The 24,533-nt window shown below is 61.2% G+C and carries 27 protein-coding genes; 7 read left to right on the top strand and 20 right to left on the bottom strand.

Features of this window, described 5'->3' with window-relative positions; translation table 11 throughout:
- Window positions 1-313: 313 nt before the first annotated feature.
- The 11 genes from OKC28_RS00785 to OKC28_RS00735 all read right to left on the bottom strand — a co-directional run bounded on the left by OKC28_RS00785 (window position 314) and on the right by OKC28_RS00735 (window position 10,569).
- The gene (locus OKC28_RS00785) at window positions 314-1,150 is read right to left on the bottom strand and encodes a transporter substrate-binding domain-containing protein (protein WP_270686691.1); all 837 of its coding nucleotides are present in this window, start codon (window positions 1,148-1,150) and stop codon (window positions 314-316) included.
- Window positions 1,147-1,908 (bottom strand): amino acid ABC transporter ATP-binding protein, encoded by a 762-nt coding sequence (locus tag OKC28_RS00780; protein WP_087756542.1) that lies wholly within the window; start codon window positions 1,906-1,908, stop codon window positions 1,147-1,149. Before OKC28_RS00780 ends, OKC28_RS00785 begins: the two co-directional genes overlap by 4 nt.
- Entirely contained in the window at window positions 1,905-2,567 is a 663-nt protein-coding gene (locus OKC28_RS00775; protein WP_059111773.1) for an amino acid ABC transporter permease, read from the bottom strand. Before OKC28_RS00775 ends, OKC28_RS00780 begins: the two co-directional genes overlap by 4 nt.
- Window positions 2,548-3,213, bottom strand: a complete 666-nt coding sequence (locus OKC28_RS00770; protein WP_265430537.1) for an amino acid ABC transporter permease — start codon at window positions 3,211-3,213, stop codon at window positions 2,548-2,550. Before OKC28_RS00770 ends, OKC28_RS00775 begins: the two co-directional genes overlap by 20 nt.
- Entirely contained in the window at window positions 3,210-4,421 is a 1,212-nt protein-coding gene (locus OKC28_RS00765) for a threonine synthase (RefSeq protein ID WP_270686686.1), read from the bottom strand. The genes OKC28_RS00770 and OKC28_RS00765 overlap by 4 nt, the downstream gene beginning before the upstream one ends.
- A gap of 210 nt (window positions 4,422-4,631) precedes the next feature.
- On the bottom strand, window positions 4,632-5,579 hold the full coding sequence (cbl, locus tag OKC28_RS00760) for an HTH-type transcriptional regulator Cbl (protein WP_270686684.1): 948 nt from the start codon (window positions 5,577-5,579) through the stop codon (window positions 4,632-4,634).
- A 184-nt stretch (window positions 5,580-5,763) separates the two neighbouring features.
- Entirely contained in the window at window positions 5,764-6,831 is a 1,068-nt protein-coding gene (locus OKC28_RS00755; RefSeq protein WP_270686682.1) for a sulfate/molybdate ABC transporter ATP-binding protein, read from the bottom strand.
- An 85-nt stretch (window positions 6,832-6,916) separates the two neighbouring features.
- On the bottom strand, window positions 6,917-7,810 hold the full coding sequence (gene cysW / locus OKC28_RS00750) for a sulfate ABC transporter permease subunit CysW (RefSeq protein ID WP_270686679.1): 894 nt from the start codon (window positions 7,808-7,810) through the stop codon (window positions 6,917-6,919).
- Window positions 7,807-8,646: a sulfate ABC transporter permease subunit CysT gene (gene cysT / locus OKC28_RS00745; RefSeq protein WP_021138869.1), complete on the bottom strand. Its 840-nt coding sequence runs from the start codon at window positions 8,644-8,646 to the stop codon at window positions 7,807-7,809. The genes cysW and cysT overlap by 4 nt, the downstream gene beginning before the upstream one ends.
- 277 nt (window positions 8,647-8,923) lie before the next feature.
- Entirely contained in the window at window positions 8,924-9,499 is a 576-nt protein-coding gene (locus OKC28_RS00740; protein WP_042869004.1) for an RBBP9/YdeN family alpha/beta hydrolase, read from the bottom strand.
- Window positions 9,500-9,567: 68 nt separating this feature from the next.
- Complete coding sequence (locus OKC28_RS00735) at window positions 9,568-10,569, bottom strand: sulfate ABC transporter substrate-binding protein (protein ID WP_265461935.1); 1,002 nt, start codon at window positions 10,567-10,569, stop codon at window positions 9,568-9,570.
- A gap of 208 nt (window positions 10,570-10,777) precedes the next feature.
- On the opposite strand from OKC28_RS00735, the gene OKC28_RS00730 reads away from it, so the two are divergent.
- The 5 genes from OKC28_RS00730 to OKC28_RS00710 all read left to right on the top strand — a co-directional run bounded on the left by OKC28_RS00730 (window position 10,778) and on the right by OKC28_RS00710 (window position 14,094).
- A complete protein-coding gene (locus tag OKC28_RS00730; protein ID WP_087756551.1) occupies window positions 10,778-12,040 on the top strand; it encodes an MgtC/SapB family protein in 1,263 nt (420 codons plus the stop codon).
- A gap of 79 nt (window positions 12,041-12,119) precedes the next feature.
- Entirely contained in the window at window positions 12,120-12,710 is a 591-nt protein-coding gene (locus tag OKC28_RS00725; RefSeq protein ID WP_059168818.1) for a sugar O-acetyltransferase, read from the top strand.
- A complete protein-coding gene (locus OKC28_RS00720; protein WP_059111779.1) occupies window positions 12,707-13,048 on the top strand; it encodes a DUF1294 domain-containing protein in 342 nt (113 codons plus the stop codon). The genes OKC28_RS00725 and OKC28_RS00720 overlap by 4 nt, the downstream gene beginning before the upstream one ends.
- A gap of 175 nt (window positions 13,049-13,223) precedes the next feature.
- Window positions 13,224-13,436 (top strand): hypothetical protein, encoded by a 213-nt coding sequence (locus OKC28_RS00715; protein WP_058395380.1) that lies wholly within the window; start codon window positions 13,224-13,226, stop codon window positions 13,434-13,436.
- 202 nt (window positions 13,437-13,638) lie between these two features.
- Window positions 13,639-14,094: a hypothetical protein gene (locus OKC28_RS00710; protein ID WP_265461937.1), complete on the top strand. Its 456-nt coding sequence runs from the start codon at window positions 13,639-13,641 to the stop codon at window positions 14,092-14,094.
- Between the two features lie 66 nt (window positions 14,095-14,160).
- Here OKC28_RS00710 and OKC28_RS00705 read toward each other — a convergent pair whose 3' ends face one another.
- The 4 genes from OKC28_RS00705 to OKC28_RS00690 all read right to left on the bottom strand — a co-directional run bounded on the left by OKC28_RS00705 (window position 14,161) and on the right by OKC28_RS00690 (window position 16,273).
- Window positions 14,161-14,802 (bottom strand): FMN-binding negative transcriptional regulator, encoded by a 642-nt coding sequence (locus tag OKC28_RS00705; protein WP_270686667.1) that lies wholly within the window; start codon window positions 14,800-14,802, stop codon window positions 14,161-14,163.
- Between the two features lie 240 nt (window positions 14,803-15,042).
- Entirely contained in the window at window positions 15,043-15,558 is a 516-nt protein-coding gene (locus OKC28_RS00700) for a DUF4865 family protein (protein ID WP_270686665.1), read from the bottom strand.
- Between the two features lie 5 nt (window positions 15,559-15,563).
- On the bottom strand, window positions 15,564-15,956 hold the full coding sequence (locus OKC28_RS00695) for a tautomerase family protein (protein WP_270686663.1): 393 nt from the start codon (window positions 15,954-15,956) through the stop codon (window positions 15,564-15,566).
- Window positions 15,947-16,273, bottom strand: coding sequence for a carboxymuconolactone decarboxylase family protein (locus tag OKC28_RS00690; RefSeq protein WP_059168822.1), 327 nt, complete (start codon window positions 16,271-16,273; stop codon window positions 15,947-15,949). Before OKC28_RS00690 ends, OKC28_RS00695 begins: the two co-directional genes overlap by 10 nt.
- A gap of 96 nt (window positions 16,274-16,369) precedes the next feature.
- Here OKC28_RS00690 and OKC28_RS00685 point away from each other — a divergent pair, with 96 nt between their 5' ends.
- Window positions 16,370-17,263 (top strand): LysR substrate-binding domain-containing protein, encoded by an 894-nt coding sequence (locus OKC28_RS00685; protein ID WP_270686660.1) that lies wholly within the window; start codon window positions 16,370-16,372, stop codon window positions 17,261-17,263.
- 128 nt (window positions 17,264-17,391) lie between these two features.
- Here OKC28_RS00685 and argH read toward each other — a convergent pair whose 3' ends face one another.
- From argH to argC, 5 genes are all read right to left on the bottom strand, one after another.
- The gene (gene argH / locus OKC28_RS00680; RefSeq protein ID WP_111588055.1) at window positions 17,392-18,777 is read right to left on the bottom strand and encodes an argininosuccinate lyase; all 1,386 of its coding nucleotides are present in this window, start codon (window positions 18,775-18,777) and stop codon (window positions 17,392-17,394) included.
- Window positions 18,778-18,970: 193 nt separating this feature from the next.
- A complete protein-coding gene (locus OKC28_RS00675) occupies window positions 18,971-20,206 on the bottom strand; it encodes an argininosuccinate synthase (protein WP_005313759.1) in 1,236 nt (411 codons plus the stop codon).
- Window positions 20,207-20,275: 69 nt separating this feature from the next.
- Entirely contained in the window at window positions 20,276-21,187 is a 912-nt protein-coding gene (locus tag OKC28_RS00670; RefSeq protein WP_021139681.1) for an ornithine carbamoyltransferase, read from the bottom strand.
- A 25-nt stretch (window positions 21,188-21,212) separates the two neighbouring features.
- Window positions 21,213-21,992, bottom strand: a complete 780-nt coding sequence (argB, locus tag OKC28_RS00665) for an acetylglutamate kinase (protein WP_058395388.1) — start codon at window positions 21,990-21,992, stop codon at window positions 21,213-21,215.
- A gap of 16 nt (window positions 21,993-22,008) precedes the next feature.
- The gene (argC, locus tag OKC28_RS00660) at window positions 22,009-23,016 is read right to left on the bottom strand and encodes an N-acetyl-gamma-glutamyl-phosphate reductase (RefSeq protein WP_021139683.1); all 1,008 of its coding nucleotides are present in this window, start codon (window positions 23,014-23,016) and stop codon (window positions 22,009-22,011) included.
- A 278-nt stretch (window positions 23,017-23,294) separates the two neighbouring features.
- On the opposite strand from argC, the gene argE reads away from it, so the two are divergent.
- Window positions 23,295-24,440, top strand: a complete 1,146-nt coding sequence (argE, locus tag OKC28_RS00655) for an acetylornithine deacetylase (protein WP_270686651.1) — start codon at window positions 23,295-23,297, stop codon at window positions 24,438-24,440.
- Window positions 24,441-24,533: the final 93 nt, after the last annotated feature.

Below are 24,533 nucleotides of genomic sequence, written 5' to 3'. Positions count from 1 at the left end.
GTGATAACGTCATAAACAAAACGGGGAGCCAATGGCTCCCCGTTTTACGTACTCTGGCAAGGCTCGGATCGGGTAGTCGATGGCGGGCTTGCCGACCTGAAGTCGGCCAGCGCCCGCCCGGATAAGCCGGGTATCGACACCAACGGGCAGGATGCCTAGATTGCGCTGAACGGATACGTACAAGCGTGGCAAATAAAAAAAGCGTCCCCCGAACGGGGACGCCTGAAAGGTCAAACCTTGCGGTTTGCGGACCAACGGAACCAGGACTTCACGCTTCACTTTTCTCAGCACACTTTTCACTCTTTCAACAGGATTACCCCTGCCACTTGCCCCCTTCCACTATCACGTCGTTGGGGTCGGTATCGGCGCTCAACTTATCGCGCACATACTGGTCGTAGAGCTTGAGCAGGTACTTCTCTTCACCCAGCTTGGCGAGGCGCTCGTTGACCCAGTCACGCAGCTCGATATTGCCCTTCTTCACCGCTGGCGCGATTGGGTCTTCCGCCCCCAGCTTCTCGGGCAGCACCCGGTAGCCCGGATTCTCCTTGGCCCAGCTGAACAGCACCAGATTGTCCTGGGCGTAGGCATCACCACGGCCCTGAGCCAGCGCCTGCAGGGATTCGGTATTCTTCTCGAACTTGAGCACCTTCCAGTCTGGATGATTGCGGGTCAGCCAGATGTCGGCCGTGGTGCCGGTGGTAACGATCAGGGTCTTGCTGGCCAGATCATCCAGTTTCTTGGCCGGGCTCCCTTCCGGCACCAGCACCTGTACCGCCACTCGCAGGTTCGGATTGGTGAAATCCACCACCTCGCGCCGCTCCGGCGTCACTGTCATATTGGCGAGAATGAGATCCACCTTGTCGCTCTGCAGGAAGGGGATGCGGCTGGCGGGCTCCACCGCCACGAACTCGACCTTGTTCTCGTCTCCCAGCAGGTCCTTGGCGAAACGGCGACCGAGATCGGTATCGAAGCCCACGTAGTTCCCCTTCTCATCCACGTAGCCGAAGGGGGGCTTGTCGGTGAAGACGCCGACGATGAGCTTGTCGCGCGCCTTGATCTTGTCGAGGGAACCGTCCGCCGCATGGGCTGCGCCGCTGGCAAGGCCCAGGCCGATCAGGGCACTGAACAGAACCGAGGTGATTTTTTTCATGCTGACTCCTTTCGTTTGATGACATCTGTATAAGAAAACTTGGCGAGGAACTGGCGCGCACGCTGGCTCCTCGGGTTATCGAAAAATTGATGGGGCGCGGCCTGCTCCAGAATGTGGCCGCCATCCATGAAGACGATGCGATCCGCCACCGCCCGGGCGAACGCCATCTCGTGGGTCACGATAAGCAGTGTCATGCCGCTGCCGGCGAGATCCCGCAACACTTCCAGCACCTCCTGCACCATTTCGGGATCGAGAGCGGCTGTCACCTCGTCAAACAGCATCACCTGGGGGTTCATGCACAGAGCCCGCACTATGGCGATGCGTTGCTGCTGGCCGCCGGAGAGCTCGCGCGGATAGGCGTGGCGCTTCTCCCACAGACCGATGCGGGTCAACAGCTGCTCCGCCTGCAGCAGGGCCTCCTGCCGCTCCCGTTTTTGCACCTGAAGGGGGCCTAGCAGCACGTTCTCCAGCACCGTCAGGTTGGGGAAGAGGTGATAGCTCTGGAACACCATGCCGATACGCTGGCGCACCCGCTGCCAGTCGGTGGCACCATCGAGCAGCACGCCGTCGAAGCGGATCTCGCCCCCCTGAATGGGTTCGAGCCCGTTGAGGGTGCGCAGCAGTGTGCTCTTGCCGCAGCCGCTCGGCCCCAGGATGACGATCACTTCCCCGGGGTTCACCGCGAGGCTGACCCCGTCCAGTACCCGGTTTTGGCCGAATTGTTTGCTGACGAGCTCAAGTTCAAGCAGAGGTGTCATACCGCATTACCCCATTTTTGCTCCAGTCGGCGCGAGGCCAGCGAGAGCGGATAGCAGACCAGAAAGAAGAACAGAAACAGCAAGCCGTAGATGAGCACGGAGGCATAGGTGCGCTCTATGATCTGCTGGCCCACCTTGATCACCTCCACCACCCCGATCAGCACCGCCAGCGAGCTGGTCTTGATGATGCGGGTGTAGATGTTGATGGTCGGCGGCGTCAGCCGCTGCAACGCCTGGGGCAACAGCACGTGGCGATAGAGCTGCCAGGTCGAGAGTCCGAGCGCCAACCCGGCCTCCTGCTGACCACGGGCCAAGGATCCCAGGCCGCCGCGCACCACTTCCCCCACCTCGCTGGCGCCCCAAAGGGCGAGTACCAGCACTGCGCACCAGAAGGCCGGAATATCGAGGCCGAAGAAGATCGGCAACCCGAAGAAGAAGAGGTAGAGCCACACCAGCACGGGCACCACCCTAAACAGCTCCAGATAAACCCGCAGCAGGCCCAGAGTCAGTCGTCCGCCCTGTTGCGCCAGCACGCCGTAAGCGACACCGCCGAGGGTTGCAAACAGGATGGCCAGCAGCGAGATGGCGAGGGTCTGACCCGCGCCAATTGCCAGCAGCGGCAGGGCTTGGCCCAGCAACTCAGTGACCGAACTGACCATGTTGCAGCCTCCTTTCCAAAGTCCGCAGGGCCAGTGATAACGGCAGAAAGATCAGCACGCACATCAGGGTCAGCACAGCCAGCATCTCGTAGGTCTTGTAGTAGAGGGCTATGTAGTTCTTGGTGGTGTAGAGCAGCTCGGGCACCGCCACCGCCGAGGCCACTGTCGTCTCTTTCAGCAGGAAGATGAAGTTGGCAAACAGTGCCGGCAGGCTGGCAAGCCAGGCCTGGGGCAGTTGCACATGGCGCAGCAGTTGCCAGCGGGAGAGGCCAATGGCCCGGCCCGCTTCCAGCTGGCTGGTGGGTACGGCCTGGATACCGGCTCTCAGCGCCTCGGTCAGATAACCACCGCCGAGGAAGGTCATGGCGATCACCGCAGTGGCAAAACCTGACAGCGATAGCCCCAGCGCCGGCAGCCCGAAGTAGAGAAAGAACAGCTGGATCAGCAGCGGTGTGTTGCGGGCCAGCTCCACATAGCCGCGGATGAACGCGGCGAGCAGTGGCTTTTGCAGGCTCAGCAGGGCCACGTTGAGCAGGGCCACCCCCAGCGACGTAAAGATCACCATGGCGCCCAGTTGCAGTGTGACCCAGACCGCCTTGCCGAACGCGGGCAGGGTGCCGAGGATAAAAGACCAGTCGAACGTCATGCAGGTATCCTCCCGTCACGGCGTAGTCGCTGGGGCAACACAGTGATTGCATCCGGGTACTTGATCCCAGACCCCGTATTGAGCACGACGACCTGCTCACCCCCCTTGATCCAGCCACTCTCCCGCAGTTGGCGGGCGGCGGCGAAAGCCGCAGCCCCTTCCGGGCAGACAAAGCTCCCCTCCAGGGACGCAAGTTGGCGGATCTCTGCCTTAATCGCCCTGTCATCCACAGCGATGGCACAACCATTGGTACGATAGAGTGCATCGAGCACCAGAAAATCTCCCAGCGCCTTGGGCACATTGATGCCGAAGGCCAGGGTCTGGGAAGCCGGCCAGAAGCTCGACTCGCTGGCCCCTTGCTGCCAGGCCTGCACTATGGGTGCGCAACCACTGGCCTGCGCCGCCACCAGTCGGGGCAGCTCCCCTTTGACCCAGCCCAATTCCTGCAACTCACGGAACGCCTTGTAGATGCCGATAAGGCCGACCCCGCCGCCTGTGGGGTAGATGATTACATCTGGCAACTTCCAACCCAGCTGTTCGGCGATCTCCAGCCCCATTGTCTTCTTGCCTTCGATCCGATAGGGCTCCTTCAGGGTAGAGGCGTCAAACAGAGATTGATCCACCACAGCCTGAGCGACTTGGCGGCCCGCATCGCTGATGAGGCCATCCACCAGATAAAGGCGCGCACCCGCCAGGGATGTTTCCAGCCGGGTAATGGCAGGGGCTTCCTGTGGCATGACTATGGTGCTGCGCAGGCCGGCACGGGCACCATAAAGAGCCCATGCGGCTCCAGCATTGCCGTTGGTGGGCATGGCAAAATGGGTGACACCGAGTTCACGAGCACGGGAAATGCCAACGGCTGCGCCACGGGCCTTAAAGGATCCGGTGGGGATGATGCTCTCATCCTTCATCCAGAGATCCGGAATACCGACCTGCTTGCCCAGTGCGCGCAAGGGCAACAAGGGTGTCAGTCCTTCCCCCAGTGTCACCACCTGGGCGGGGTCACGCACCGGCAGCAGCTCGTGATAACGCCACAGGGTGGCAGGACGTCCTAGCAGAGCGGCCGGATGCCAAACCTTCTTCAGGGCCTCGAGATCGTAGCTGGCCAGCAGGGGGGCCCCCACCAGGCTCAGTTGCTGGGGCTGATCGGCATCATGGATATCGCCGGTCTTGCTGCAACGCAGATGTGATAGGTAGCTGTACGGCATGCTTTATCCGGAATATGTCGGCTGTTGTCAGTCACTTGTTCCATCCTGTAACCAAAGTGCGTGATAACAAACGAAGTAAAGCGGCAAACCTAAGCGAAAAAATTCATATGAGGCCCTTGGTGACCGCCATGTATGTCACTGGCCTGCGCGCCCTCGTCGCCAACAAAACGGGGAGCCATTGGCTCCCCGTTTCACATCGTCTGGCAAGGTTCAGATCTGGTAGTCGATGACAGGCTCACCGCCCATGGCGCGGGCCTGAATGTCTGCCAGCGCCAGCTCCGGATTGCAGAGCTGGATAAATTGCCAGGCGAAGTTGTGCTGGAACTGCCCCTGCTTGAGCCCGATCCAGGCGGTGTGTGGCGCAAACAGTCGGCTGCCGTCAAGCTGCACCAGCCCCCTGTCGCGCTGGGTATCAAATGCCATGTCCGCCAATATGCCGACCCCCATCTCCAGCTCGACATAGGTCTTGATGACGTCCGAATCCTGGGCAGTCAGCAATATCTGCGGCGTGATCCCCGCTTCGGCAAATGCCTCATCCACCCGCGCCCGTCCGGTCAAGCCGGCCTGATAGGTGATGATGGGCCAGTGTGCCAGCGCCGCCAGGGTCAGCTCCTGCTCGACGGTGAGGGGGTGCTGCTCGGGCACCACTATGTTGTGATGCCAGCGGTAGTATGGAAACGCCACCACCCCTTCGCTCTTGTCGAGCCGCTCGCTGCTGATGCCGATATCCACCTCGCCGGTCTGCACCAGCCGCACTATCTCCTCAGGGCTGCCCTGACGCAGCTCCAGTTGCACCAGCGGAAACTGTTCGCGAAACGCCTTCACCACCCTCGGCAGTGCGTAACGGGCCTGGGTGTGAGTGGTTGCCACCAGCAGCCTGCCGGACTCGCGGTTGGCAAAGGTGCTGGCCAGTTTGCGGATATTGTTGGCGTCATTGAGGATGCGCTCGGCGATCACCAGCAACTCCTTGCCCGGCTCCGTCATGCCAAGCAGCCGCTTGCCATAGCGGATGAACAGCTCTATCCCCAGCTCCTCCTCCAGCTCGCGAATATGGCGGCTGACCCCGGACTGGGAGGTAAACAGGGCATTGGCCACCTCGGTCAGGTTGTAATCCCGCCGCGCCGCTTCCCGTATAATGCGTAACTGCTGAAAATTCACGCCATCGCCTCCTGCGCTGACTGGCCGGTCGGGTTGGTCCCGCCGCCGTTTTTGTTATTGCCAGCCCGACCCTGTGCCGGACTGCAAGCCTGATACTGTTATCGCGAAAAAGGTCACGCCCTGATCCTGTCGGTTGGCATAGGATGGCGGCGAGTCGCTCTCGCCTGGATGCAAACCCTGGCCATCAAATCTGGTAGTCCGGATAGAGCTGGGCCTGCCTGGCCACCAGCCGCACCCCCTGCCCCGGAGCAAATGCCCTGGCCGCCTCTTTGCTCAATTCGGCCTCGAAGTGTGCACCGTTTGTATCCCCAATGCCACGCAACTCCACCCGGATACGGGGTCCCATGGGCAGCAGTCGGGTGATGGTGGCGCGGATCCCCCCGCTTGCATCCGCAGGCACTATCTCCAGCTCGTGGGGACGCACATAGGCGATGGCTGCACTGCCCTCCGCCAGATGGGAGCTGATGGGGCCTCCCAGCCACTGCTCGCCAATGCCGAGCCCCTGACCTGCCACCCGACCGCGAAACAGGTTCACGCTGCCAAGAAAGCTGTGCACAAAGGCACTGGCGGGCTGGTCATAGACCTCGGCCGGTGTGCCTATCTGCTCGACCCGGCCGGCGTTCATCAGCACCACCCGATCCGCCACCTCCAGCGCCTCCTCCTGATCGTGGGTCACGAACAGGCTGGTGACATGCAGCTCGTCATGCAGTTCGCGCAACCAGCGGCGCAGCTCCTTGCGTACCTGGGCATCGAGGGCACCGAAGGGCTCATCCAGCAGCAGCACCTTGGGTTGCACCGCCAGGGCGCGGGCCAGGGCGACCCGCTGGCGCTGACCGCCGGAGAGCTGGGTCGGGTGGCGATCGGCCACATGGCTGAGCTGCACCAGATCCAGCAGCTCCTTGACCCGGGCGCGGATGACAGCCTCGGTGGGACGCTCTGACCTCGGCTTGACCCGCAGGCCGAATGCCACGTTCTCGAACACCGTCATGTGGCGAAACAGGGCGTAGTGCTGGAACACGAAACCCACGTTGCGCTCACGCACATCAAGGTCGGTTGCATGCTCACCGCGGATGATGACGTGGCCAGAGTCGGCCTGCTCCAGCCCGGCTATGATGCGCAGCAAGGTGGTTTTGCCACAGCCGGAGGGGCCCAGCAGCGCCACCAGCTCGCCATCGTGAAAGTCGAGGTTGATGTCGGCCAGCGCCGCGTACTGGTTGAAATGCTTGCTGAGCCCTTGAACCTGAATGCTCATAGATGCCTCTTTTCAATAATCGTTATATCGAGATCAATGGGGTATGAGGCCCGGCAGGTCGCGCAGCCGCGCCTCTCTCGCAATATCAGTGGGGCTTGTCAGGCTGCCCGCGTAGCCGGGCCAGCAGGGTTTCGCCCAGCAGGGTGAAGATCCCGAACAGGGCCAGCAGGCTTGCCACCGCGAAGGCGGCGCCGGTCTGGTACTCGTTGTAGAGGATCTCGATATGCAGCGGCAGGGTATTGGTCTGGCCGCGAATATGGCCGGAGACCACCGACACGGCCCCAAATTCCCCCACAGCCCGGGCGGTACAGAGCAGCAGGCCATACATCAGGCTCCAGCGGATGCCGGGCAGGGTGACACGCCAGAACATCTGCAGGCCGCTCGCCCCCAGCATGATGGCCGCCTCCTCCTCTTCCGGGCCGCGGGCCTCCATCTGGGGCAGCAGCTCGCGCACCACGAAGGGCACGGTAATAAAGGTGGTGGCCAGAATGATGCCCGGGGTGGCGAAGATGACCTTGATGTCGTGCTCGCTCAGCCAGTCGCCAAACCAGCCGCGACTGCCGAACAGCAGCACCAGCATGAGCCCGGCGATCACCGGCGAGACAGAGAACGGCAGGTCGATGAGGGTGATGAGCAGCTGCCGACCGGGGAAGCGGAAGCGGGCGATGGCCCAGGCCGCCGCCAGCCCGAACAGCAGGTTGAGGGGCACGGCGCAAAGCGTGACCAGGGCGGTCAAGCCCAGGGCGCTCAGGGCATCCGGCTCGCTGATGGCGTGCCAGAAGAAAGCGAGCCCCGGGCTCAGCGCCTGAATGAAGACGGTGGCCAGCGGCAACAGCAGCAGAGCGGCAAACCAGCCCAGTCCAAGGGCAATGAGCAGCCATTTGACCCAGACGGGCTCACGCGTGACGGAAGGGTGGCGGGCCAGCGTGGCTGGCGCCACAACCTGGACCAGATCCAGTGTCGAGTTGGATGCGCTCATACGCGAGTCCCTCCTATGCGTGCCCAGCTCCAGGCCTGCAACTTGTTGATGAGCAATAACAAAATAAATGAGACCAGCAGCATGACCACGGCGATGGCAGAAGCGCCTGCATAGTCGTACTCCTCCAGATGACTCATGATCATCAGGGGGGCAATTTCGGAAACCATGGGCAGGTTGCCGGCGATAAAGATGACGGAGCCGTACTCCCCCACACCACGGGCAAACGCCAGGGCAAAACCTGTGAGCAGTGCCGGGATCAGGGTTGGCCACAGCACCCGCAAAAAGGTTTGCCAGCGGTCAGCCCCCAGGCTGGCGGCGGCCTCTTCCTGCTCCGTCTCTGCCTCCCGCAGCACCGGCTGCAGGGTGCGTACCACGAAAGGCAACCCGATGAAGGTGAGGGCAATCACCACGCCGATGGGGTTGTAGGCAAGCTCTATGCCCAGTGGGGCGACCCACTGCCCGATCCAGCCGTTGGGGGCGAAGATGGCGCACAGTGCAATACCGGAGACGGCGGTGGGCATGGCGAACGGCAGATCGATCAGCGCATCCACCAGCCGGCGACCGGGGAAGCGGTAACGCACCAGTACCCAGGCGAGGATCAGGCCAAACAGGCTGTTCAGCAGCGCCGCGATGAAAGCGGCACCGAAACTCAGGCGAAAGGAGGCGAGCACCCGGGGTGAGCCGATCACCTGCCAGAATTCCCCCGCAGTAAGATTGTTCACCGCGAACAACACCAGCGCCGAGAGTGGCAGCAGCACCAGGATGCCAAGATAGAGCAGGCTGAAGCCAAGGGTCGGACCAAAGCCTGGCAAGACGGAGTAAGAACCAAATCGCATAACGCTTCCGTTTGTTATGAAAAACATTCGATACAGCGATTCTGCGCACGCCTGTTTGAGACAACAAACACCAATAACGCCTTTGCTAAGCACTTTTTTATCTAACCAGGGCGGCACTGGTTTTTAGCGCCATAAAATGAAAAAAAGGTCTTTTATATAAATAAAAGACCTAAAAAATGGAGCGTCGTGCAATGTACCAAGCAATCAAAATCAGGCTGTTGTCATGTCGGGTGCTCTCTCTCCTTCTCTGCAAATTGAACGGGTATTGGCAACACTTTCACCGAAAACTGAGGGCCGCGCGTCGCTCCCACACAGCAGGCGCAGGCTCGACCACCATCTCGGCCCGGCGATAGAGGGTGCCGAGCAGGTTGAGTCCCTGACTCCACTCCCCATGACCGGACTGGGCATTGATATGCCCCACCTCACCGGCATCGAACAGCGGCACCTGCCACTGGCGACTCCAATATTCGGCTCGCTCGAAACTGAGCCAGGGATCGTTACGACTGGCGATCAGCTGGGCCGATACCTTGAGCGAACCGGCCAGCGCCTCATCCACTATGCCGAAATGGGCAGGATCCGCCGGCGCCACGATAAACAGCGAGGCCACCTTGTCGGGCTGCTGACGCGCTGCCGTGATAGCCGCCAGGGCGCCGAAGGAGTGGGCCACCAGATGGGCCCGGCCGCGCCGGCTACGCAGCTTGCTCGCCAGCTTGGCGCTCCAGACCGTCAGGTCCGGCTTGTCCCACGGCAGGCCAACCATGCGCTGCCAGTGGGGGAAATATTGATGCCAGCGGCTCTGCCAATGATCCGGCCCACTGTTGTGCAGACCGGGAACCAGGAGGATCTTGTTCATCTTGGTGCTCCTATCAGCTGGCACAGGGGCCAGTGCGGGGTGAACATGCCACAAGGAAGCAGGGGGCCTTAGCCGCCCGGCTGGTAAATCTGGTCAAACAGGCCGCCTTGGGCGAAGTGCTTCTGCTGGGCCTTGTCCCAGTCCCCTTCCAGATCCTTGACGGTAAACAGGGTCAGTTGCGGGAACTGGGCTGCCGTCTCCTTCTGGATTGCAGGACTGCTGGGGCGGTAGTGATACTTGGCGATGATGCGCTGCCCCTCGTCCGAGTAGAGATACTCAAGGTACCCCTTGGCGACAGCCTCGGTGCCATGCTTCCTGGCCACCTTGTCGACCACGGCCACCGGAGGCTCCGCCAGGATGGAGACAGACGGCACCACAAGTTCAAATTTGTCGCTGTTGCCAGCCTGACCCAGCACCAGCAGGGCTTCGTTTTCCCACGCCAGCAAGACATCGCCGAGACCCCGCTCGATAAAGCTGGTGGTGGCACCACGGGCGCCGGAGTCCAGCACCTTGACGTTCTTGTAGAGATCGCCGACGAACTGTCTGGCTCCCTCCTCACTGCCGCTTTTCTTCAGGGCATAGCCCCAGGCCGCCAAGTAGTTCCAGCGCGCCCCGCCGGAGGTCTTGGGGTTGGGGGTGACGATGGCTACATCCTTGCGCACCAGATCGCCCCAATCCTTGATCTGCTTGGGATTGTCCTTGCGTACCAGGAAGACGATGGTGGAGGTGTAGGGGGACGCGTTGTTGGCAAGGCGACTCTGCCAGTCGGCGGCGATAAGCCTCTCCTTGGCGATGGCATCGACGTCATAGGCCAGCGCCAGCGACACCAGATCCGCCTCCAGCCCATCCACCACGGCCCGCGCCTGCTTGCCTGAACCACCGTGAGACTGGCTCACCACTACGTCGTCACCCGTCTTCGCTTTCCACTCTTTGGCAAAGGCGGCGTTGTACTCCTGAAACAGCTCGCGGGTCGGATCGTAGGAGACGTTGAGCAGACGGATCTCGGCGGCATTGGCCTGACCGAGGGCCAACAGGGAGAGCAGGGTCAGGGCTGTCATTCGCAGTTTCATGGTGATACTCCATATCCTTGGGTTGAATGCAGCATGCCGCGGGCTTGTTATGCCGAGAACCAAGAAATAACGCTTTGCTTATCTCTTTTGCTCATATCAATCCGCCGCACGGCCCCATTCGCACACTCTGTGAGCCATGCCTCTCTGCCCCGGTACAGCCTGTGCCATCATGGGTTCAAGGCAATCACACAGCGAAAAGGAAGTCGTTATGTGGATCAATGCAGACCCCGTCAATGGCGCCCTGGTGTCGCTGGCCATCGGCCTCATCATAGGGCTGGAGCGTGGCTGGCAAGTGCGCCAGCTGGGGGACAACCAGCGCATCGCCGGGATGCGAACCTATGGCCTCATCGGCCTGCTCGGCGGCGTCTGCGCCCTGCTGTTGCCGACCCTGGGCCCCTGGCTGCCGCTGCTCGGTCTGCTGGCTGTGGTCATGGGCTGCGGCCTCTCGGTCTGGCTGGCCCAGCGCTGGCAGGGGGAGTTCGGCCTCACCAGCTCGGTGGCCATGCTGCTCACTTATCTGCTGGGGCTGATGTCCGTGCTGCTGAGCCCGAGCGAGGCGGTGGCCTGCGCCGTGCTGGCCGCCCTTTTGATGGGGCTCAAGGGCAAGATCCAGCAAGGGATGCTGTTTCTCAGCGAAACCGAATTTCACGCCACACTGCGCTTTCTGCTTATCTCCCTGGTGCTGCTGCCGGTGCTGCCCAACGAGGAGATGGGGCCCCTCGATGCCTTCAACCCCTTCAAGATCTGGCTGATGGTGGTAGTGATCGCCGGCATCTCGTTTTGTGGCCACTTCGCGGTGCGTCTGCTCGGCACCCGCGCAGGACTGGTGCTCACCAGCATGCTGGCGGGGCTCGCCTCCTCCACCGCTCTCACCTTGCAGTTTGCCCGCCTCAACAAGGAGCAGGGCGGACTGGAGCGGCTGCTGGCCACCGGCATACTGCTGGCGGGAGCCACCATGTGGGTGCGGCTGCTGGTGCTGGTATTGCTGATCCACAAGGAGCTGGCGATGCGCCTCGCCGCTCCCCTGCTGCTGCTGGCAGTCATTGTCTACGGCTTTGCATTCTGGTTCTGGCGCCAGCGGGAAGCGCTGACCGACGGGCCAGTGCAGCCCAGAACCAGCAATCCGCTGGATCTCGCCACCGCCATCAAGTTCGGCCTGCTGCTGGCGCTGATAGGTTTCATGGCAACACTGTTGCAAAGCCGGGTGGGTGACTCGGGTGTCTATCTGCTGGCACTGGTGTCGGGGATCACGGACGTGGACGCCATTACCCTGTCGCTCTCCCAGCTCTCCCACAAAGAGCTGGGGCTGGAGGTCGCGGCCCGGGGCATACTGCTGGCAGGGCTGGTCAACTCGCTGGTGAAAGGCGTGTTGGCACTGGGTATTGGCGGGCGCCGGCTGGGGCTCATGGTGCTGCTGCCCTATCTGGTTTCTGCCCTGCTGATCCTGCCGCTCATCTGGCCAAGCGCCTGATCTTGCAGCAAGTGACAGCCTGACGCTGCAAGACGGGTGGCGTATACTGGCTCCTCTTGGCACATGAGGAGAGACGAGCATGGCAAGCGACTGGGACAAGATACTGGCGGGCGGCGCCCTGGATAGCCAGAGCGAGGAGATAGCGGATGACAGGATCCGGGGTCAGGCGCTGCTGGCACAACTCAATGCGTCATCCGCCGGGGATCACCCCCTGCGCCAGCGCCTGTGCGGCGAGCTGTTCGGCCACTGTCCCGCTTCCAGCTGGATAAGCACTCCTTTCACTTGTGAATTTGGCCGCAATATCCACATAGGCGAGCAGACCTTCTTCAACTTCAACGTCACCATTCTCGATGTGGGTGAAGTGCATATCGGCAACCATGTGCTGCTGGCCCCCAACGTGCAGATCTACACGGCCACCCACAGCATGGATTACCTGGAGCGCCGCAACTGGACCGCTTACAACAAGCCGGTACACATAGGCGATGACTGCTGGATTGGCGGCGGCGCCATCATCTGCCCCGGTGTCACCATAGGGGCGCGTTCCATCATAGGGGCTGGCGCCGTTGTGACTCGCGACATCCCCGCCGACTCGGTGGCAGTGGGCAACCCCGCTCGCGTGATCCGCAGTCTGAGCCCTGACGCCCCCCGTGGCTGGGAGCTGGCACTGTGATCTGGCTCGCCCTGTTTCCCCTGCTCTGGACCGCCTGGCTTGGCCTGGCTGACGCCAACTGGTGGCCGCTCGCCATCCTCACCACCATGAGCCTGCTGACGGTACTGGCCTACGCCCACGACAAGCGGCAGGCCATTCGCGGCGGCTGGCGCATCCCCGAATCTCGCCTCCATCTGCTGGAGCTGTGCGGTGGCTGGCCCGGGGCGCTGGTCGCCCGTCACTGGCTGCGCCACAAAACCCAGAAGGGCAGCTACCGGCTGGTGTTCTGGTTTATCGTACTGCTGCACCTCACCCTGTGGGGACTCTGGCTGGGACGCCCCCTCTGGCAGGGGGTCTGAGGGGACAAGACCCGCTACCACGACAAACATGGCTGGCATCCAGTTCTTGGCAACTGATGGCATAAGCCCGGGTATCACAGGGCTCATGCTCACCACCAGAGCGGGCATTGCGGCCCCTCACCGGGTATGAGACAACAGGGCTATTTCTCGCGTATTTATCGACAAGGAGTCACTCATGACCATGTGGACAGGCATAGTCCTGATCGTCTTTATCAGCATGCTGTTCGGCTATCTCACCAAACGAGCACGCTACCAGCTGGGAGATGCCCGCATCACTGACCGCCTCGGAAAGCAGGATGTGATCATCAACAAGTTGCAGGAGCGTATTGCCAACCTGGAAGCCATCGTCATCGAAGAGGAGAAGCGTCGCCCCTTCAGGGAGCTCTGATCCGGCGACCTCGGCGGCAAACCGGCCAGCCTGGCGCTGCAAGGGTTTGCCGCTTTTCCCGCAATCCTTCCCCTCCCCCATATAACCCCAAAAACTAAATTCACAGCAGGATCAGGACCCTGTCTTAGATTGCTGTATTTTTCGCCAACCTGGCTCAATCCCTGCTCTGTCATTGTCATCAGCCGTACCGGAGAGTGACATCATGATCAGCACCCTGCTTCCCATCGCCTCGATAGCCCTCAAGCTGGGCAGCTATCTGCTGAGCAGCAGCGCCAAAGCCCAGCCCGAACCTGAGCCGGTACAGGAAGAACGCCTGCCCCCCACAGTCCAGAGCCTGTTCCAGCGGCTGGGGGTCAAGGATGCCGACAGCGAGCAGAACCGCCCCGCCATCAACCAGTTTATGAGCGAACTGATGCAGACTCTGGGTCAGGAAAACAATGGCCACTCTCTGACCGAGGCCATAGACACAGCCCGCAACCAGCTCGCCAACGGCACCCAGAGCACCCGCTTGGATGCCCTGCAAAGCAGACTCGATACCCTCAAAGGCACACTGGGCAGCAGCGACCTCAATCTGGATCAACTGCTAAGCGCCTTCAAGCAGATCCTGCCCAATGGCAAGGGCGAAGGGGTCGGCAAGCTGCTCAATGCCAGTGCCTGATTGCAAATAAACACATAAAAACGGCAACCTTGGGTTGCCGCTTTTATTGAGACCAGACGGGATAATCTATTGCTGTGGCAGCGACGATGGTGGACTCAACATAGACTCTGCCATCTCTACCTGCCCACGCGCTTGCAAGCTGTCTGCCGCGCCCTGACGATCCGCATCCGCCTTGTTTTGACTCAGTTTGAACTTGCCGACCAGCCCGGTTATCTCGATTTCGATACCAACAACAGCCTGCACCATGGCCTCAATATATTCCCTCGGCGCATCCGCCATCTTCCAGGGGGCGGGCTCGGCGGATTCATGACGCCGCGTCAGGTTCGTCAGCAGACGGCGCACGAAGCGGGCATCATCGTGGATACGAATTCGGCCGTGGGCATGTACCACGCTGTAGTTCCAGGTCGGCACCTGCTGGTGATGCACTTGCTTGCTCGGATACCAGTTGGGTGAGATGTAGGCATCTGCAGCCTTGAAGATCACCAACACCTCGTCGCCATTGCTGGCCTCCTGCCAGAGCGGGTTGTTGCGGGCGACATGGGCACGCAATACGCCCTGCTCACCACTCCCGGCATCCAGCTCAAACGGCAGATGGTTCGCATCCAGCCCCCGCTCACCGTGGGTGATCAGGGCCCCCAGCGGATGGGCCAGGATCAGTTGGTGCAGCGACGCGAGGTCAGGCGTTTCGAAATGGGATGGCAGATACATGCAGGCTCCTTTATCCAGGGTGGTGTGTCCGTACGCAATGCCTCGAGATCATGCCCCGCCAGGCGAGCGCCGTCATCTCGAATCTGCCTGCCGACATCCTACGAGGACCTTGATCGTATGCGGCTGGCAACGACCATCAAGCGCCAAACACCAGCACTTCACTGCAAACCAGGTTTAACGCCGCATGCAGGTGAAATGACGAGTGAGGACATGGATCCCCCTCATGTCGTCGTCACCCACTCAGGCTGGAACGCCTTTGGCCAGATAACCAATGTGATAGGCGTCGGCCCCTGCCGGTATCGTCGGCGGGGGCGACGGCAGGAGATCCACCTCCAGCCATTGCCAACGGGAAACATCCCATCCGCTCAGCATGGCCCCGGTGTGCAGCTCGGCCAGGCTGCAGTGCGGCGCAATGCGGGTGCGCCGCAAGATGGCCACCCTGGCCTGGTCAAGCGCCTCCATCTGCGGGGCTGACAGCAGATGCCAGGTCTCGATATGGGGCCAGCCAAAGTGCCTGGTGAGCGCCGCGAAACCCTCGCTGACAAGGAAAATGCGCATCGCCTCGACGCTTTGCCACACATAGAAGGGGGCATAGCGATTCTCCCTGCATGGCAGCGCGGCCTCGTCATGGCGGCCATAGAGATAGGCCTTGAACAGCAAGCCGGGGAAGCCGTCGAGTTTGGTGCCATTGCTGGCGATACGCTCTTCGATAAGCCCCATGTCGTAATCCGCCGGCAGGGTGAATCTGTAATGCATGGCGATCATAAGATCACCCCCTGCCGAAACATGAGACCCCGTCCGAAACTCCACTCCTCGCTGCCATTCAGCTGAATGACCACCATGAGGTTGTCGGGGTGAATGCCCATGTCTGCGTGCAGACGCTCGGCAAGCCGCAGATAGAGCCGCTGCTTGACCTCAGTGCTGCGCGGCTTCCCCGCCAGGATCTGGAAGAGGATGAAGTCTCCGTCCCGGCGGCCGGTCTGATAGTGGGGATGATAAACAAGCGCCTTGGCTGGCAAGGCCTCCAGGATCTGGAATTTGTCCTCCCGCGGTACATCAAACACCTCCACCAGGGTCTCATGATAGAGATCGGAGACTTGCTGCAGGCGCGCGTCACTCATCCCCTCGCGCAGAGTGATACGGGTCAGCGGCATGGGTGCGGCTCCTCACGACTGGGCAGGTAGCTCACAGCGGTGACCGCCGCAGGCAATCCGGCGTAGAAAGCGAGATGGGTGAACAGCTCCTCCAGCTGCTCCCGTGTCAGGCCGTTATGCTGGGCAAACGCTATGTGCCACGGCAGCTGTTGCACCCGGCCCAGCGACGCCAGTATGGCCAGGGTGATCAGGCTGCGTTCACGCGCAGACAATGCGGGTCGCTGCCAGATATCGCCAAACAGCGTCTCTTCCGCCAGCTGGGACAGTCTCGGCGCTGCCCGCGCCAGGTCGTCACGATCAAGAACAGGATGGGTCATGGCAATCTCCTTGGTTGGTGAAGCCACTCTCTATCACTGCTACAATTTTAAAAATCAAAACGTTCAAGACAAACAATCCCGATTATCAGGACTATCATGCAACCCCTTCCCCTGAACCTGGATCTCGATGCTCTGCGCAGCTATGTCCTTGGACTGGACTGTGGCAGCTTTGCGCTGGCGGCGCAGCGGCTGTGCCGTTCCACCTCGGCGGTCAGCGCCCAGTTGAAAAAACTCGAACAGCAATGCGGTACCGAACTGGTCATGAAGAGGGGCCGCCACCTGGTCCCAACGGCCAGTGGCGAACGACTGCTGGGATATGCCAAACGGCTGCTTGAGCTCAATGACGAAGCCGTGCTTGCCCTGAAAGGGGAACTGCTGCAAGGGGAGATCAGGCTGGGGGTTCAGGAAGATTTTGGTGAATCCCTACTACCTGCCGTGCTGGGCCCCCTCTGCCGTCAGCACCCCGCGCTGCACATGACGACGCGCATCGATCGCAATGCGCAGCTGATGAAAGGGATCAGGGAGGGAACCCTCGACATGGCCCTGGCCTGGCAGCACCCGGAAGAGAAGATGGACGCCCATCTCATCGACTTGGTGTCACTCCAGTGGATTGCTCACCCGAACTGGGATCCGGCCCCCCTGCTGGCACGCGGAGAGCCCTTGCCCCTGGTGCTCTTCGATGCCCCCTGCCTGATGCGTTCACGGGCCCTCAAGGCTCTGGACGATGCAGGTATCCCGTGGCGCATCGCCTTCACCAGCCAGAGCCTGGGCGGGATCTGGGCGGCCTTGCAGGCAGGGCTCGGGATCACAGTGCGCTCTGCCATCGGTATGCCGGCGTCTCTCTCCCCGTTGGCCGATGCGCTGCCGTCGCCGGGCACGCTGGGGGTCGTACTGCTGGGAGCAGGCAATGGATCCGGTGAGGCCGAGAGCCAGTTGCAAAGCCTGCTCACCCAGGCGGTGCAGCGGGCCCATGCCACGCACCAGAGCTGAGGATACGGTCTCTTTTTCCTGGCATCTGGGCAGGCAATCCCCCTCCCCTTCATTCATCATCAGGCAAACAAAAAACGGCAACCCCTGGGGTTGCCGTCTTGTGCTCATTGGAATCAATCCGCTGTGCTTTAGCCAGCCCGCTTGGCCAGCCACTGTTCGGCGGCGGTGAGGGCCGCATCCACCAGCTCGCGGGCGACGCCACCCTTGGCGACTCGCTTGGCCAGCGTCGCTTCCAGCTCCAGATTGGGATAGACATCCTCGCCAATGACGGGGCTGAAGCGCTGGAACTCGGGCAGCGAGAGATCTTCCAGCGGCTTCTTCACCTCAAGCGCATAGACCACTGTCTCGCCGACGATATGGTGCGCCTCACGGAAGGGTATCCCTTTGGCCACCAGATAGTCCGCCAGCTCGGTGGCATTGGCATAGCCGCCCTGGGCCGCCGCCTTGGTACGCTCGACGTTCACCTTCAGGTCGATCAGCACCAGCGCCGCCATGTCCAGGCAGTCGTGCCAGGTGTCGAGGGCATCGAACAGCCCTTCCTTGTCTTCCTGCATGTCCTTGTTGTAGGCCAGCGGCAGTGCCTTCAGGCTCATCAGCATGCCCATCTGGGCGCCAACTACCCGACCTGTCTTGCCACGGATCAGCTCAAGCGCATCCGGATTCTTCTTCTGCGGCATCAGGGAGGAACCCGAGGTGACCGCATCGGAGAGCTCGACAAAGCCCGCCTCGCCGGTGTTGTAGAAGATAAGGTCTTCGGCAAAGCGCGACAGGTGGGTCATGGAGAGGGACGCCACGTGCATCAGCTCCACCACGTGATCCCTGTCCGATACCGAATCCAGGCTGTTGCGGGTCGCACCGCCAAAGCCCATGTCCAGTGCCAGCGCTTCACGGTCGATGGCATAGGCGGTACCCGCCAGGGCGCCGCAGCCAAGCGGGCTGGTGTCGAGCCGCTTCAGGGCATCCTGCAGACGGGAATAGTCCCGCTCCAGCATCTCCACATAGGCCAGCGCCCAGTGGGCGAAGGTGACGGGCTGGGCGCGCTGCAAGTGGGTGTAGCCCGGCAGCACGGCAGCCTGATTGGCACGGGCAGAGGCGACCAGCCCGGATTGCAGGGCACTGATGGAGCCGAGCAGCAGCTCCCCTTGCGCCTTGCACCAGAGTTTGAGGTCGGTGGCGACCTGATCGTTGCGCGAGCGGCCGGTGTGCAGCTTCTTCCCAAGATCGCCGACGGCGGCGATGAGCTGACTTTCGACCCAGGAGTGAATGTCTTCGGCATCGGAATTGAGGATCTGGTGGGGATCCTGCTGTACCGAGGCGAGCAGCACTTCCATCGCCTGTTGCAGCTTTCCTTGCTCGTCGGCGGTCAATACGCCCACTTTCACCAGCGCCTTGGCCCAGGCCATGGAGCCCTGGATATCCTGCTCCGCCAGCCGGTAATCGAACCGCAGCGAATCGTTGAACTGCTTGAACCTGCTATCGGCTCCCTGACTGAAGCGTCCACCCCAAAGTGCCATACTGCTCTCCTTGAATGCGTTGTCGGCGGCGCCTTGCGCCGTCGAGCTTGAAATCGTGCCCTGTTTTTCTGCGAGCCTGTTATCTCACAGAAGCGGCCGAGGCGCTGCCGCTCTGCTCACACCCCGCCATATGGGAGGGCTGATAAAAGAGGGGGCCATGCCCCCTCACCTGTATCAGCGGATTGGCGTCAGCTTAGCCGTGGGTGTGGTCACCGCCGATCGCCTGATGCTGCTCCTTCATGGCGCGGATCCGGCTGGCCAGGGTGTAGAGACGGATAAAGCCTTCTGCATGGCTCTGGTCATACACTTCATCGGCACCGAAGGTGGCGAAGTCTTCGGAGTAGAGGCTGTTCGGCGACTTCTTCTGCACCGCAGTGACCTGACCCTTGTACATCTTCAGAATGACTTCACCGTCGAGATCCTCGGCGATGGCATTGGCGGAGGCGACAATGGCCTTGCACAGCGGAGTGAACCAGCGACCGTCATAGACCAGGTGAGAGAACTCGGCACCCAGCTTTTCCCGCCAGGCGCGGGTCGGTCTGTCCAGTACCAGCTCTTCCACGGCGCGCAGTGCGGCGACCATGACGGTACCGCCCGGAGTTTCGTAGCAGCCACGGGACTTCATGCCCACCATGCGGTTTTCGGTGATGTCGATCCGGCCCACGCCGTGCTTGCCGGCACGCTCGTTCAGGGTGGTCAGGATCTGGTGCGGGCTCAGCGGCTGGTCGTCCACGGCAACCACTTCGCCTTTGGCGACGGTCAGCTTGACGTATTCCGGCTCGTTCGGTGCCTGCTCGGCAGAGACGGTCCACTGCCAGACCGCTTCGGACGGCTCGTTCCAGGTGCTCTCCAGCTCGCCACCCTCGGTGGAGATGTGCCAGGCGTTGGCATCACGGCTGTAGATCTTCTTCAGAGTCGCCTTGCAGGGAATGTCGCGGGCTTCCAGATAGGCCAGCAGATCTTCCCGGGAGCGCATGTCCCACAGACGCCAGGGGGCGATCACTTTCAACTGGGGTGCCAGGGCAGCCACGGCGCCTTCGAAACGCACCTGATCGTTGCCCTTGCCGGTACAGCCGTGGGAGATGGCATCGGCACCTTCCGCCAGGGCCGCTTCCACCATCGCCTTGGCAATGATGGGACGGGCCATCGAGGTGCCCAGCAGGTAGGTGCCTTCATAGACGGCGCCGGTTTTCAGGGTCGGATAGACGTACTCTTTGACGAACTCTTCCCGCAGATCCTTGACGATGCATTTGACCGCGCCGGAAGCGATGGCTTTCTGCTCGATTCCTTCCAGATCGTCACGTTCCTGACCCACGTCGGCGACGAAGGCGATGATTTCGGCATCGTAGTGCTCTTTGAGCCAGGGAATGATGGCCGAGGTATCCAGTCCGCCCGAGTAAGCCAGTACGATCTTGTTGATTCCGCTCATTTTACTTCTCTCCATGATGATTCGATAAGGTGTTGTAATTCAGGGTCGGTGGCCGCGTTGCTTATTCCGCTACTTGTTGCCAAGCAGGGTCAGCAGCACGGCGTTCTGGATATGCATCCGGTTCTCTGCCTCATCCATGATGAGGGAAGCAGGCCCGTCCATGACGTCGGAAGTGATCTCCAGCTCCCGGTGCGCCGGCTGGCAATGCAGCACGTGCTGGATGCCGGTGCGCTCAAGCAGGGCCTGGTTGATCTGATAAGGCATGAAGATATCTTTTACCTGCTCCATTGGTGTGTTGTCACCCATGGAGACCCAGGTATCGGTATAAACCACGTCAAACCCTTCAATGTCGCCCACGTCATCGCTGATGTGAATGGTGGCGCCGGAATCGGCCGCCAGCGCCTGGGCCTGCAGGAAGATCTGGGTATCCGGGCCATAGCCTTTCGGGCAGATCAGGGTCACGTCTGTACCCAGGGTCGCCCCCAGCAGCAGCAGAGAGTGGCTGACGTTGTTGCCATCGCCGAGGTAGGCAAGCTTCACCTTCGACAGATCGTCGTAATGCTCGGCAATGGTCATAAAGTCGGCCAGCCCCTGACAGGGGTGGTAAAGATTACACAGGCTGTTGACCACGGGCACAGAGCCGTAGGCTTGCAGGTCAACCAGGGTCTGGTGATCGAATACCCGCGCGACGATGGCGTCACACCAGCGGGACAGGTTGGCGGCGAAATCCTTCACCGATTCCCGCTTGCCCAGGGCACCGTTCTGTTGATCCAGATAGACGCTATGGCCGCCCAGTTTGGCGATGCCGATGTCGAAGGTCACCCGGGTACGCAAAGAGGGCTTCTCGAACAGGGTAACCACGCTCTTGCCCGCCAGCGCCTGGCTGTACTTTTTCGGGTCGGCCTTGACCGCTTTCCCCAGCGCTATCAGCGCCTCGATCTGAGCCTTGCTCAGATCACTATCTTTCAGAAGATGTTGCATCGGAGGTTCCTTTTTCCAGCCAGGGTTAGAGGGTGACTTGGGTGCCGACGGCACCGCCAGCCAGCAGCTTGAGCAGTTGATCCGGGTAACGCCAGCTGGCGACACAGACCGGCTTGCCGAGGGTCTCGGCGGCGTGCAAGGCGGCTTTCACCTTGACCGCCATACCATCGCTGATCACGCCCTTCTCCATCAGATCCAGTGCGGTTGCCTTGTTCAACTGCGGCACCAGCTTGCCCTTGCCATCCAGAATGCCGCTCACGTCCGACAGCATCACCAGGTCGGCACCGAGCGCCTCGGCGATGGCGGTGGCAGCCTGATCCGCGTTGACGTTCATCAGCTGGCCATCGGCCGTGATGCCGATGGAGCTCACCACGGGCAGGAACCCCTGCCCCAGGATACCGGTCACCAGCGCAGGGTTGCCCGGCTGGCAATCACCGACCGCACCGAGATCCGGATCGAGCTGGGTCACTTGGCACAGACCGCCATCGGCCAGACAGAGTCCCACGGCCGGAATGCCGGTGGCGATGGCCTTGGCCATCATCTGCTTGTTGGCCGTCCCGGCCAGCGCACCCGCAATGAAGGGGATCTGCTCGAACGGGGTGACCCGCAGGCCGTTCTTCTTGGTTGAACTCAGGCCCAATCCCTTGAGCAGGTCATCCACCAGACAGCCGCCACCGTGCACCAGCACCAGGGGTCTGTGTTGCTCATCCAGAAACGTTTTGAGGGTGCCGAACAGGGCGGTCAGCGCCTCGTCGTTCTCAATCAGGGCGCCACCCAACTTGATAACCAGTGTCTGCTTGTCCATATCTCTCAATCCTTTCTTAAATCAGGCCGGTGGCCGGGTCAAAACCGAATTTAATATTTATGCATTGCATTGCCTGGGAGGCAGCGCCCTTGAGCAAGTTGTCGATGGCAGAGACCACCACCAGCATATTGCCCTGCTGCTGCCAGGCGATATCGCAGTAGGGAGTGCTTGCCACGCCACGGATGGAGGGCATCTGGCCGGTGAGGCGCACCAGGGGTTTTCCTTCGTAGGCCTTGAGGAATGCCTGATCCACCTGGGTCGGCGTCACGCCATCCGCCAGCTGCACATAAATGGTGGCCAGGATGCCGCGCACATAGTTGCCAAGGTGGGGCTGGAACAACACCTCCTTGCCCAGGTGGTGGCTGATCTCCGGCTGATGCCTGTGGTTGAAGGTGCCGTAGGGACTCAGGCTCACTTCGCAAAAACTGGTATTGATGGCTGCCTTGCGACCGGCCCCGGAGACGCCGGATACCGCATTGATGATGGGCTGCCATCCCTCGGCAATCAGACCGGCCTGTTGCAGCGGTTTGAGGGCGCACAGAGAAGCAGTCGGGTAGCAACCTGGCACAGCAATCAGCTGGGCGGCGGCAATGGCATCGCTGTTCCATTCCGCCAGACCGTAGGCGGCCTGCTCCAGCAACTGCTCGTTCTCGTGGGTGAAGCCGTAGAAGGAGGAGTAGAATTGCTGGTCCTTGACCCGGAAGGCGCCGGAGAGATCGAACACCGGCAGCCCCTTGGCCAGGAACTTGGGTGCGAGCTCGGCACTCACCTCATGGGCGGTCGCCAGCAACACCAGGTCGGCCTGGGTCAGGATCCGGGTCATGCCATCTTCATCCAGCGGCAGCAGCGGCTGATCCAGCGCGCCGACCCACTGGGGGTGCAGAGAAGAGAAGCGCTTGTGGGCATCCTGGCTGCCGGCGGAAACATAGAGACCGAACAGCTTGAGTTGAGGATGGTTCTGGACCAGTGCGGCCAGTTCGGCTCCCGCGTAGCCACTGGCACCGACGATAACGGTGTTAAGCATTTTTGAGTATTCCAAGTCAGAGTTCGAAATTCACAGCATGGCGCTGCAGACAGTGCAAGGGGTGAGGAACCGCCCCTTCAATGCAACGAGTGCGGAGGGGCAATTCAGGCGGGGTTGTGTCGTCGGTTATAGATCAGGTGACAGAACATTAACTTTCCCTTACAACTAGAAGCCTTGTTGATGAGCCACGAATTCAGGCAAACTCACAGAATATTCATGCACTCACTTTGCATTTGTATTTTCTAACAGAAACGTTCCGGGGACGCAAGGAGCAGCTGATGGCCAATCTGGATTTTTTTGCACTTTATAAGAATATTATTGCGATTCCCTCTATTAGCAGCACAGATCCGCACTGGGATCAGAGCAACGAGGCGGTGATCCGGCTGCTGGCCGACTGGTTCGGCCAACTCGGCTTTCAGTGTGAAGTGACGGCGCTGCCGGAGCTGCCCGGCAAGTTCAATCTGGTGGCCACCATAGGCCAGGGAGAAGGCGGTCTGCTGCTGGCGGGCCACACGGACACAGTGCCGTTCGACGAAGGGGGCTGGAGCAAGGATCCCTTCAAGGTGACCGAAGAGGGCAACCGCCTGTACGGCCTCGGCACCATCGACATGAAGGGCTTCTTCGCCTTCATAGTGGAAGCGCTCAAAGAGATCGACCTCACCAAACTCACCAAGCCGCTGCGCATTCTCGCCACTGCCGACGAAGAGACCACAATGGCGGGGGCACGCGCCATCGCCGCCGCGGCCGAGATCAAACCCGACTATGCGGTGATCGGCGAACCGACCGGGCTGGTGCCCGTGGTGGCCCACAAGGGTCACATGTCAGAAGCGATCCGCATTACCGGCAAGAGCGGTCACAGCTCGGATCCCGCCAACGGCGTCAATGCGCTGGAGATCATGCATCAGGCCATGGGGCGGGTGCTGCGCCTGCAACTGCGTCTGGAAGAGACCTATGCCGACTACCGGTTCGCGGTGCCGCAACCCACGCTGAATCTGGGATACATACATGGGGGAGACAGCCCGAACCGCATCTGCGGCTGCTGCGAGCTGCACATCGACATACGTCCCACCCCGCAAGTGGGGCCGGACGAGCTGATGGGCATGCTCAAAGAGGCGCTCGCCCCCATAGAGGTTCACCAGCCGGGCTGCCTGCACCTGCAGCACCTGCACGAGCCCATTCCTGCCTATGCCTGCGCGGACGACTCAGTGCTGGTGCGCGAGGCGGAGCAGGCGAGCGGGCACAAGGCGGAATCGGTGAACTACTGCACCGAAGCGCCCTTTATCCAGCAGTTGGGATGCCAGACGATAGTGATGGGCCCTGGTCACATAGCCCAGGCCCACCAGCCGGACGAATACCTGGATCTGTCGTTCGTCAAACCCACCACGGCAGTGCTGCAACACCTGATCCGCCGCTTCTGCCTGTAAGCCATAGGGTATGTAAGTAAGTTACTGACAGTCTGCCTGGGACAGGTGAAGGAAATACATGTTCTGAATCGGCCTGTTATTTGACCTTGCGCA

This window comes from Aeromonas sp. D3 (assembly GCF_027705025.1).
In the GTDB taxonomy this organism is placed as follows: Bacteria; Pseudomonadota; Gammaproteobacteria; order Enterobacterales; family Aeromonadaceae; genus Aeromonas; species Aeromonas salmonicida.
Note: the sequence above shows the minus strand (reverse complement) of the source record. Positions and strands in the feature narration are given on the sequence as shown.

What these genes read in the sequence shown, in the direction of transcription:
- OKC28_RS00785 (WP_270686691.1), bottom strand. Translation starts at nt 1,150, where the DNA reads ATGAAAAAAATCACCTCGGTTCTGTTCAGTGCCCTGATCGGCCTGGGC.
- OKC28_RS00780 (WP_087756542.1), bottom strand. Translation starts at nt 1,908, where the DNA reads ATGACACCTCTGCTTGAACTTGAGCTCGTCAGCAAACAATTCGGCCAA.
- OKC28_RS00775 (WP_059111773.1), bottom strand. Translation starts at nt 2,567, where the DNA reads ATGGTCAGTTCGGTCACTGAGTTGCTGGGCCAAGCCCTGCCGCTGCTG.
- OKC28_RS00770 (WP_265430537.1), bottom strand. Translation starts at nt 3,213, where the DNA reads ATGACGTTCGACTGGTCTTTTATCCTCGGCACCCTGCCCGCGTTCGGC.
- OKC28_RS00765 (WP_270686686.1), bottom strand. Translation starts at nt 4,421, where the DNA reads ATGCCGTACAGCTACCTATCACATCTGCGTTGCAGCAAGACCGGCGAT.
- OKC28_RS00755 (WP_270686682.1), bottom strand. Translation starts at nt 6,831, where the DNA reads ATGAGCATTCAGGTTCAAGGGCTCAGCAAGCATTTCAACCAGTACGCG.
- cysW (WP_270686679.1), bottom strand. Translation starts at nt 7,810, where the DNA reads ATGAGCGCATCCAACTCGACACTGGATCTGGTCCAGGTTGTGGCGCCA.
- cysT (WP_021138869.1), bottom strand. Translation starts at nt 8,646, where the DNA reads ATGCGATTTGGTTCTTACTCCGTCTTGCCAGGCTTTGGTCCGACCCTT.
- OKC28_RS00740 (WP_042869004.1), bottom strand. Translation starts at nt 9,499, where the DNA reads ATGAACAAGATCCTCCTGGTTCCCGGTCTGCACAACAGTGGGCCGGAT.
- OKC28_RS00735 (WP_265461935.1), bottom strand. Translation starts at nt 10,569, where the DNA reads ATGAAACTGCGAATGACAGCCCTGACCCTGCTCTCCCTGTTGGCCCTC.
- OKC28_RS00730 (WP_087756551.1), top strand. Translation starts at nt 10,778, where the DNA reads ATGTGGATCAATGCAGACCCCGTCAATGGCGCCCTGGTGTCGCTGGCC.
- OKC28_RS00725 (WP_059168818.1), top strand. Translation starts at nt 12,120, where the DNA reads ATGGCAAGCGACTGGGACAAGATACTGGCGGGCGGCGCCCTGGATAGC.
- OKC28_RS00715 (WP_058395380.1), top strand. Translation starts at nt 13,224, where the DNA reads ATGACCATGTGGACAGGCATAGTCCTGATCGTCTTTATCAGCATGCTG.
- OKC28_RS00710 (WP_265461937.1), top strand. Translation starts at nt 13,639, where the DNA reads ATGATCAGCACCCTGCTTCCCATCGCCTCGATAGCCCTCAAGCTGGGC.
- OKC28_RS00705 (WP_270686667.1), bottom strand. Translation starts at nt 14,802, where the DNA reads ATGTATCTGCCATCCCATTTCGAAACGCCTGACCTCGCGTCGCTGCAC.
- OKC28_RS00700 (WP_270686665.1), bottom strand. Translation starts at nt 15,558, where the DNA reads ATGCATTACAGATTCACCCTGCCGGCGGATTACGACATGGGGCTTATC.
- OKC28_RS00695 (WP_270686663.1), bottom strand. Translation starts at nt 15,956, where the DNA reads ATGCCGCTGACCCGTATCACTCTGCGCGAGGGGATGAGTGACGCGCGC.
- OKC28_RS00690 (WP_059168822.1), bottom strand. Translation starts at nt 16,273, where the DNA reads ATGACCCATCCTGTTCTTGATCGTGACGACCTGGCGCGGGCAGCGCCG.
- OKC28_RS00685 (WP_270686660.1), top strand. Translation starts at nt 16,370, where the DNA reads ATGCAACCCCTTCCCCTGAACCTGGATCTCGATGCTCTGCGCAGCTAT.
- argH (WP_111588055.1), bottom strand. Translation starts at nt 18,777, where the DNA reads ATGGCACTTTGGGGTGGACGCTTCAGTCAGGGAGCCGATAGCAGGTTC.
- OKC28_RS00675 (WP_005313759.1), bottom strand. Translation starts at nt 20,206, where the DNA reads ATGAGCGGAATCAACAAGATCGTACTGGCTTACTCGGGCGGACTGGAT.
- OKC28_RS00670 (WP_021139681.1), bottom strand. Translation starts at nt 21,187, where the DNA reads ATGCAACATCTTCTGAAAGATAGTGATCTGAGCAAGGCTCAGATCGAG.
- argB (WP_058395388.1), bottom strand. Translation starts at nt 21,992, where the DNA reads ATGGACAAGCAGACACTGGTTATCAAGTTGGGTGGCGCCCTGATTGAG.
- argC (WP_021139683.1), bottom strand. Translation starts at nt 23,016, where the DNA reads ATGCTTAACACCGTTATCGTCGGTGCCAGTGGCTACGCGGGAGCCGAA.
- argE (WP_270686651.1), top strand. Translation starts at nt 23,295, where the DNA reads ATGGCCAATCTGGATTTTTTTGCACTTTATAAGAATATTATTGCGATT.